The sequence below is a fragment of the Actinoplanes sp. NPDC048791 genome (assembly GCF_040650095.1).
Classification (GTDB): Bacteria; Actinomycetota; Actinomycetes; order Mycobacteriales; family Micromonosporaceae; genus Actinoplanes.
Genome location: NZ_JBEZGQ010000432.1, coordinates 1 through 6,679, shown reverse-complemented (window position 1 = coordinate 6,679; position 6,679 = coordinate 1). Strand labels below are relative to the sequence as shown.

The window sequence follows — 6,679 nt, the reverse complement described above, 5'->3', positions numbered from 1 at the left end:
TCCGCACCTCCGCCGTCCAGGCAGGCAGGCAGCCTGGCGGCCGGCCTGCGGTTCCGCATTGGCCTGCGGCGTCCGGCATCTGCGCGCCGCTGGGCGTCCCGCATCCCGGGTCCCGGGTCCCGGGTCCGGCACGCGCGCTCAGGTCCGGCATCCGGCGACTAGCATGCGCGTTCAGCATTCGGCGTCCGCCATCCGACATGATGGGGATGGCGTTAGGTGGGGGTCAGCGCAATCGCGACGCAGTCAACCGTCTACCCGGGACGCCCGACCCGCGCGCTTCGCACCCGCGACGCTCGCCCCGAACCCCAAGGCCGGTGACCGGCGACCGGCTGCCCCCGCCCGGCGACAACCGATGGCGCGGCTACCCGCGACCGGGGATCCACGGCCGGTGCCGGGGATCCGCGGCCGGCGAGGTGGGGCGCGTTTCAGCCCAGTTGTGCCGCGACGAACTCGGTCGCGTCGTCCAGGAACTTGTTGTAGTCCAGGTGCGCGGCCAGGCTCGTTCCGCCCTGGCAAAAGCGGTCGTTGCGGTTACAGAAGGACTGCGTCCGGTCCGCGAAGGCGTCCAGGCCGCCCGCGCCGCGCGGGAAGACGCCGTTGCGGGTGCCGTTGCCCACGTCGAAGTCCTCCCCCGCGGTGAACGTCGGGTCGCCGAAGAGCAGAACCGCCGCGACCCGATCGGACAGCCCGGCCGGGATCGCGGGCTGGCCGGCAGCACGACCACGGACCGACCGGCCCGCGAGGGCGTCACCGACCACGTTCGCGCCCTGCGAATAGCCCATGAGGACGAACTTGGTGTCCGCGCACGCCGCCGCCGTCTGCTGCACGTCCGCCGCGATGCTCGTGACGCCCTGCCGGACGCTGGCCGTGTAGTTGAACGAGGCCGGATAGTCGACAGCGGTCGACCGTACGGTCTGCGGCAGCTCACGGGTGAGTTGCTGGGCGAGCGGCGTCAGCAGCACGCCGAGGCCGGGCCGTTCGGTGGTCCCCCGAGCGCCGATAACCTCCACGTCGGGACAGGCATTGCGGGGCGCCTGGGCCGCGAACGTCAATGGTGCGACAAGCAGGCCGGCCGCCCCGACAACACCCGTCGCCGCGATGGTGAGAACTGTGCGTAAACGCATTTCGTCATCCCTTTCCGAAGGGCCGAGGACTATATGCATTCCATACGCAGAAACCTCGGAGCCCGCCCAACGCTGAGGATTAAGTCACATCCAGTGCAGAAATGATCCGCAGGTCGCCGCGGTCCGTAGCAGCTCAAGCGCCCTCGCCGAGCCGTGCCGCGCCGCTCACCCAAAGGTGAATGTGCGTCCATTTATCGACGGTTGGGCGGATCGGCAGCTCCCGCCACCGGCGCACCCTTTGCGACGAATTCACCATTCGCGTCGAACACGGGAATGCAGTTCCGGGAATAGGCACAATGGACAGTCATGCTGGTGGACACCCCAATGGAGCAAGTCGAACACGCGACGGCCGAGCCTGGCGCGAGCCGAGTTCGTTCCACTCGCCGGGCCCACGGATGGGCGTTCCTGCCGGCCGGGCTCGCCACTGGGTGAGTCGCTCCCACACGGCTGGACCGCTCCCCACTGCCGAGCTCACGCCACCGGGCGAATTCTTCCCAACCGGCCGAGCACCGGAAACTCTCAATCGTCGAAGTCGATGATGACCTTCTCCGACGTGGGCGTCGACTGACAGGTCAGGACGAACCCCGCCGCCACCTCGCCCGGCTCCAGCGCGAAGTTACGCCGCATCACCACATCCCCCTCGACCACCCGCGCCCGGCAGGTGCCGCACACCCCACCCTTGCAGGCGAACGGCAGGTCCGGCCGCGACCGCTGCGCACCCTCAAGCACCGTCTCGCCCTCCGGCACGGTGACCGTGGTCGACCGCCCGTCGAGCACCACAGTGACCTCGCTGCTCGGCCCCTCGAGCCGGCGCTCTTCCCGTACCGGCTCGGGCGGAGCCTCGTCCACCCAGAACAACTCGCGGTGCACCCGCGCCGGCTCCACGCCGTACTCGCCGAGCACCTCGGTCGCCGCCGTGACCATGCCGAACGGTCCGCACAGCCACCAGTGGTCCACGGCTCCGACGTCGATCAGCAGCGGCAGCAGTGTGCGCAGCTTCTCCGCGTCGAGCCGGCCGGTGAGCAGGTCCACCTCGCGGGGCTCACGCGACAGCAGGTGCACCAGTTCGAGACGCGCCGGGTGGGCGTCCTTCAGGTCCGCGAGCTCCTCGGCGAACATGACCGTGTCGGCGCGCCGGTTGCCGTACAGGATGCTGACGTGGGCGTCCGGGTGTTGCAGCAGCGACGCGGCGATCGACAGCACCGGAGTGATGCCGGAGCCGGCCGCGATCAGCACGTGCCGGCCGCCGGTCGTGAGGTCCGGCGTGAAGGAGCCCGTAGGCGGTGCGACCTCGACCTCGTCGCCGGCGCGCAGGCCGTGCACCAGCCAGGACGACACCAGACCGCCGGGGACCTCGCGCACGCCGATCCGCGGTCGCGCCCCGGCGGGCGCGCAGATCGAATAGGTACGGCGCTCGTCGGCCCCGTCGTCGACGTGCCGCACCGTCAGCGACTGTCCGGGCCGGAACGCGTACCGGTCGGCCAGTTCGTCGGGCACCTCGAAGGTGACGGCGACCGCGTCGTCGCAGAGCCGTTCGACGGCGGCGACCCGTAGCGGGTGGAACTCGCGGACCACCACGTCAGATCTCCTTCACGTGCTCGAACGGCTCCCGGCACACCGGGCAGCGGTGCAGGGAACGGCACGCGGTGGCACTGAACGCGGCGATCTCCTCGGTGTCGGGGTTCCCGCATTGGGGGCAGGCGATGGCTCGGCGGCTCGGCGCGAGGGTGAGCGGGATCGGTCCCGCCGCGCGGCGAGGTGCCGCACCGGGTGGCGATATCCCGGCGGCGGCGAGCTTGTCGCGCCCGGCCGCGGTGATCCAGTCGGTGGTCCAGGCCGGAGTGAGCACCGTCCGTACCTCGACCCGGGCGTAGCCGGCCTCATGCAGGGCATCGGTGAGGTCGTCCTGGATGGTCCGCATCGCCGGGCAGCCCGAATACGTCGGGGTGATCGTGACGACCACACCGTCACCAGACTCGTCGACGGCGCGCAGGATACCGAGGTCGGCCAGGGTCAGCATGGGCAGCTCCGGGTCCGTCACCCGGGAAGCCACGGCAGCAGCGGTCACCACACACCCCCGGGCAGGGAGCGCGCCACACCCTGCAACTCGGCCAGGATCTCGGTCAACGCGGGAGTGTGCACGCCGTCCCGCCCAGTTCCCCCATCGCCGTTCGCCTGGACCACGGCAGTCGGCGGCCGGAGCGTCGCGGCCGTCAGAACCTGAGCCCACACGGCGTCGAACTCTGGCCGCGTCGTAGACGGATCCACCGCCGCCCGGGCCAGGCGCAGCTCGACCTGGTCCGGCACGAACAACTCGGCGACCAGCGGCGTCACCGCGTCGATCGCGGCCTGCATCCGCTCGTGGGAGATCTCCGTGCCGTCGCCGAGGCGGACCACCCATTGCGCCGCGTAGTCGCGGTGGTAGGTCACTTCCTTGACGCCCTTCGCGCCGATAGCCGCGAGCACCGGGTCGGCCGAGGCGGTCAGCCTGTCCAGCAGAGCGAGCCGCCAGGTCGAGAAAACCAGCAGCCGGGCCACGAGGTGCGCGAAGTCGGCGTCCGCCCGCTCCACGAGCCGTACGTTGCGGAAGTCGCCGGCGTCGCGCAGATAGGCCAGCGCATCCTCGTCGCGTCCGGCGTCCTCCACCTCGGCGGCCCGGCTCAGCAGCAGCCGGGCCTGGCCGAGCAGGTCCAGGGCGATGTTGGCCAGCGCCAGCTCGTCCTCCAGCTCCGGCGCACGGGTCACCCACTGCTGCAGCCGGTGCGACATGATCAGCGCGTCGTCACCGAGGGCCAGGCAGTACGCGCTCAGATCGCCCCGGTCGACGTCCTGCGGAACGGCGGTGTCCACGCCGGCGAGGGGGTCGGCGAAGCCGGTGCCGTACGCCCACCGCGCATCGTCGTCGTGGTCGGTGAGCGCCTCATAGGCGGCGTCGAAGGACATGGCATCGCCTCAGATGTGCGGTACGGAGTCGGGAATCGAGTAGTACGTCGGGTGCCTGTACACCTTGTCGCCGCTCGGTGAGAAGAACGCGTCCTTCTCGTCCGGGCTGGATGCGGCCACATCGTCCGAACGCACCACCCAGATGCTCACGCCCTCGTTGCGCCGCGTGTACAGGTCACGGGCATGGTGCAGCGCCATCTGGTGGTCGGCGGCCCGCAACGAGCCGACGTGCACGTGGTTGAGGCCGCGCTTGGCCCGCACGAAAACCTCGAACAGCGGCCACTCGTGCTTGATCTCCTCGGTCATGCCGCTACCTCCTGACGACGCCGGGCGTGCGCGGCGGCCGCCTCACGGACCCAGGCGCCTTCCTCGTCGGCGCGACGCCTGTTCTCGATGCGCAGGGCGTTGCAGGGCCCGTCGCCGGAGATGACCCGCTTGAGCTCGGACCAGTCGATCGGCCCGAAGTCCCAGTGCCCGCGCTCCTCGTTCCAGCGCAGGTCGGGGTCGGGCAGGGTGACACCGAGGGCCTCGGCCTGCGGCACGCTCATGTCGACGTAGCGCTGCCGCAGCTCGTCGTTGCTGTGCCGCTTGATCTTCCAGGCCATGGACTGGGCCGAGTTGGGCGACTGGTCGTCGGGCGGGCCGAACATCATCAGCGACGGCCACCACCAGCGGTTGACGGCGTCCTGCACCATCTCCCGCTGCGCCGGGGTGCCGCGCATCATCGTCATCAGCAGCTCGTAGCCCTGTCGCTGGTGGAAGGACTCCTCCTTGCAGATGCGGATCATCGCGCGCCCGTACGGGCCGAACGAGCTGCGGCACAGCGGCACCTGGTTGCAGATCGCGGCGCCGTCGACGAGCCAGCCGATGACGCCGACGTCCGCGAACGACAGCGTCGGGTAGTTGAAGATCGACGAATACTTCTGCCGGCCCTCGATGAGCCGCCGGGTCAGGTCCCCGCGGTCGGCGCCCAGGGTCTCGGCCGCCGAGTAGAGGTAGAGCCCGTGCCCGGCCTCGTCCTGCACCTTGGCCAGCAGGATCGCCTTGCGGCGCAGCGAGGGCGCGCGGGTGATCCACTCGCCCTCCGGCTGCATCCCGATGATCTCGGAGTGCGCGTGCTGGGCGATCTGCCGGATCATCGTCCTGCGGTAGCCGTCCGGCATCCAGTCGCGCGGCTCGATGCGCTGGTCCTTGGCGATGGTCTCGGTGAAGGTCTTCTCGTTGGTCTCCGTGACCGTGTCCGTCATCGGGTCTCCTCCCAGGTATGGAAGCCCTGTCCGGTCTTGCGACCGAGCTCACCGCGGGCCACCTTGTCGCGCAGCAGCCGCGGCGGTGCGAACCTTTCGCCGAGCTCGCGGTGCAGGTGCTCCGCGATGGCGAGCCGGACGTCGAGGCCGACGAGATCGGTGGAGCGCAGCGGTCCCATCGGGTGCCGGTAGCCGAGCTCCATGGCGCGGTCGATCGACGCGGCGTCCGCGACGCCTTCCTCCAGCATCCGGATGGCCTCCAGGCCGAGCAGCACGCCGAGGCGGCTGGTGGCGAAGCCCGGCGAGTCGCGGACCACGATCGGGGTCTTGCCCAGCCCGGCCGCCCAGAACTGGGCGGCGTCGCGGACGGTGTCGGCCGTCTGCGGGCCGACGACTATCTCGACGAGGTCGCTGGCCGGCACCGGGTTGAAGAAGTGCATGCCGACGAAGCGCTCGGGCCGGTGCAGGCCCTCGGCGATCCCGGCGATGGAGAGGGAGCTCGTGTTGCTCGCGAGCACGGTGTGCTCCGCGACGGCCTGCTCGGCGGCGGCGAGGACGCCGATCTTCATGCGGGCGTCCTCGGGCACGGCCTCGACGACGAGCTCGGCCGTCGCCGGCAGAGCGGCGATGTCGTCGGTGACAGTGATCCGGTCGAGGACGACTGCGGGGTCCTCGGCGAGCTTGCCCCGCTCGGCGGCCCGGCGCAGCGCGGCACCGAGACGTTCCCGGGTGGACGCGCCTGCGGCGGGATCGGCCTCGACGACCGTGACGGACGCACCGCCGGCGGCGAAGACCTGAGCGATCCCGGCGCCCATCCTGCCCCCGCCGATCACCCCGACGGCCTTGGGCACCCCCGAGCCCACCGGCAGCGGCGCAGCGGCGGTCATCGGCGCTCTCCCGACAGGAAAGCGTCCATCCGGGTGCGCTTGTCCGCTGATTCGAAGAGGATCGCCTGGGCCAGGTCGTCGGCGACCGGGTGGCCGCCCGGCGAGTCGGTGACCAGCTTGGTGAGTCGCAGGGCGAGCGACCCCGACCTGGCCATCCGGTCGAGCAGCGCGTGGCCACGTTTCAGCAATTCGTCGGCCGGCACGATCTCGGCCACCAGGCCCAGCCGGTAGGCGTCCTCGGCGTCGAGCCGCCGGCCGGCCAGCAGCACCTGCTTCGCCACCGAGGCGCCGACCAGCTCCCGCAGACGCCAGCAGGCGCCGGCCGCGGCGAGGATGCCCAGGCCGGGCTCGGGATTGCCGAAGGTCGCCGTCGGGGTGGCCAGGCGGACGTCGCAGGCGTAGGCCAGCTCGGCGCCGCCGCCGAGCGCCCACCCGTCGACCGCCGCCACCGTGGGCAGCGGCATCCGGGCGATCCGGT

The 6,679-nt window shown here is 71.2% G+C and carries 8 protein-coding genes; all 8 read right to left on the bottom strand.

Translation table 11 applies throughout. The features are described 5' to 3' along the window. Positions 1 to 425 precede the first annotated feature (425 nt). On the bottom strand, positions 426 to 1,124 hold the full coding sequence (locus AB0C29_RS26980) for a cutinase family protein (RefSeq protein WP_360825520.1): 699 nt from the start codon (positions 1,122 to 1,124) through the stop codon (positions 426 to 428). Positions 1,125 to 1,643: 519 nt separating this feature from the next. Next, positions 1,644 to 2,702 carry a 1,2-phenylacetyl-CoA epoxidase subunit PaaE gene (gene paaE / locus AB0C29_RS26975; RefSeq protein ID WP_360825517.1) on the bottom strand — a complete coding sequence of 353 codons (1,059 nt, stop codon included), beginning with the start codon at positions 2,700 to 2,702 and terminating at the stop codon, positions 1,644 to 1,646. Position 2,703: 1 nt separating this feature from the next. Further along, entirely contained in the window at positions 2,704 to 3,195 is a 492-nt protein-coding gene (gene paaD / locus AB0C29_RS26970) for a 1,2-phenylacetyl-CoA epoxidase subunit PaaD (RefSeq protein ID WP_360825514.1), read from the bottom strand. Continuing rightward, entirely contained in the window at positions 3,189 to 4,067 is an 879-nt protein-coding gene (gene paaC / locus AB0C29_RS26965) for a 1,2-phenylacetyl-CoA epoxidase subunit PaaC (protein WP_360825511.1), read from the bottom strand. Before paaC ends, paaD begins: the two co-directional genes overlap by 7 nt. A gap of 9 nt (positions 4,068 to 4,076) precedes the next feature. Further along, on the bottom strand, positions 4,077 to 4,373 hold the full coding sequence (gene paaB / locus AB0C29_RS26960) for a 1,2-phenylacetyl-CoA epoxidase subunit PaaB (RefSeq protein WP_360554573.1): 297 nt from the start codon (positions 4,371 to 4,373) through the stop codon (positions 4,077 to 4,079). Next, positions 4,370 to 5,314 carry a 1,2-phenylacetyl-CoA epoxidase subunit PaaA gene (gene paaA, locus AB0C29_RS26955; RefSeq protein WP_360825508.1) on the bottom strand — a complete coding sequence of 315 codons (945 nt, stop codon included), beginning with the start codon at positions 5,312 to 5,314 and terminating at the stop codon, positions 4,370 to 4,372. The genes paaB and paaA overlap by 4 nt, the downstream gene beginning before the upstream one ends. Then, positions 5,311 to 6,201, bottom strand: a complete 891-nt coding sequence (locus AB0C29_RS26950) for a 3-hydroxyacyl-CoA dehydrogenase family protein (protein ID WP_360825505.1) — start codon at positions 6,199 to 6,201, stop codon at positions 5,311 to 5,313. The genes paaA and AB0C29_RS26950 overlap by 4 nt, the downstream gene beginning before the upstream one ends. Beyond that, the coding region (locus AB0C29_RS26945; RefSeq protein ID WP_360825502.1) for an enoyl-CoA hydratase/isomerase family protein at positions 6,198 to 6,679 on the bottom strand (482 nt) is incomplete at its 5' end. The genes AB0C29_RS26950 and AB0C29_RS26945, both read right to left, overlap by 4 nt.

What these genes read in the sequence shown, in the direction of transcription:
- paaA (WP_360825508.1), bottom strand. Translation starts at nt 5,314, where the DNA reads ATGACGGACACGGTCACGGAGACCAACGAGAAGACCTTCACCGAGACC.
- AB0C29_RS26950 (WP_360825505.1), bottom strand. Translation starts at nt 6,201, where the DNA reads ATGACCGCCGCTGCGCCGCTGCCGGTGGGCTCGGGGGTGCCCAAGGCC.
- paaB (WP_360554573.1), bottom strand. Translation starts at nt 4,373, where the DNA reads ATGACCGAGGAGATCAAGCACGAGTGGCCGCTGTTCGAGGTTTTCGTG.
- AB0C29_RS26980 (WP_360825520.1), bottom strand. Translation starts at nt 1,124, where the DNA reads ATGCGTTTACGCACAGTTCTCACCATCGCGGCGACGGGTGTTGTCGGG.
- paaC (WP_360825511.1), bottom strand. Translation starts at nt 4,067, where the DNA reads ATGTCCTTCGACGCCGCCTATGAGGCGCTCACCGACCACGACGACGAT.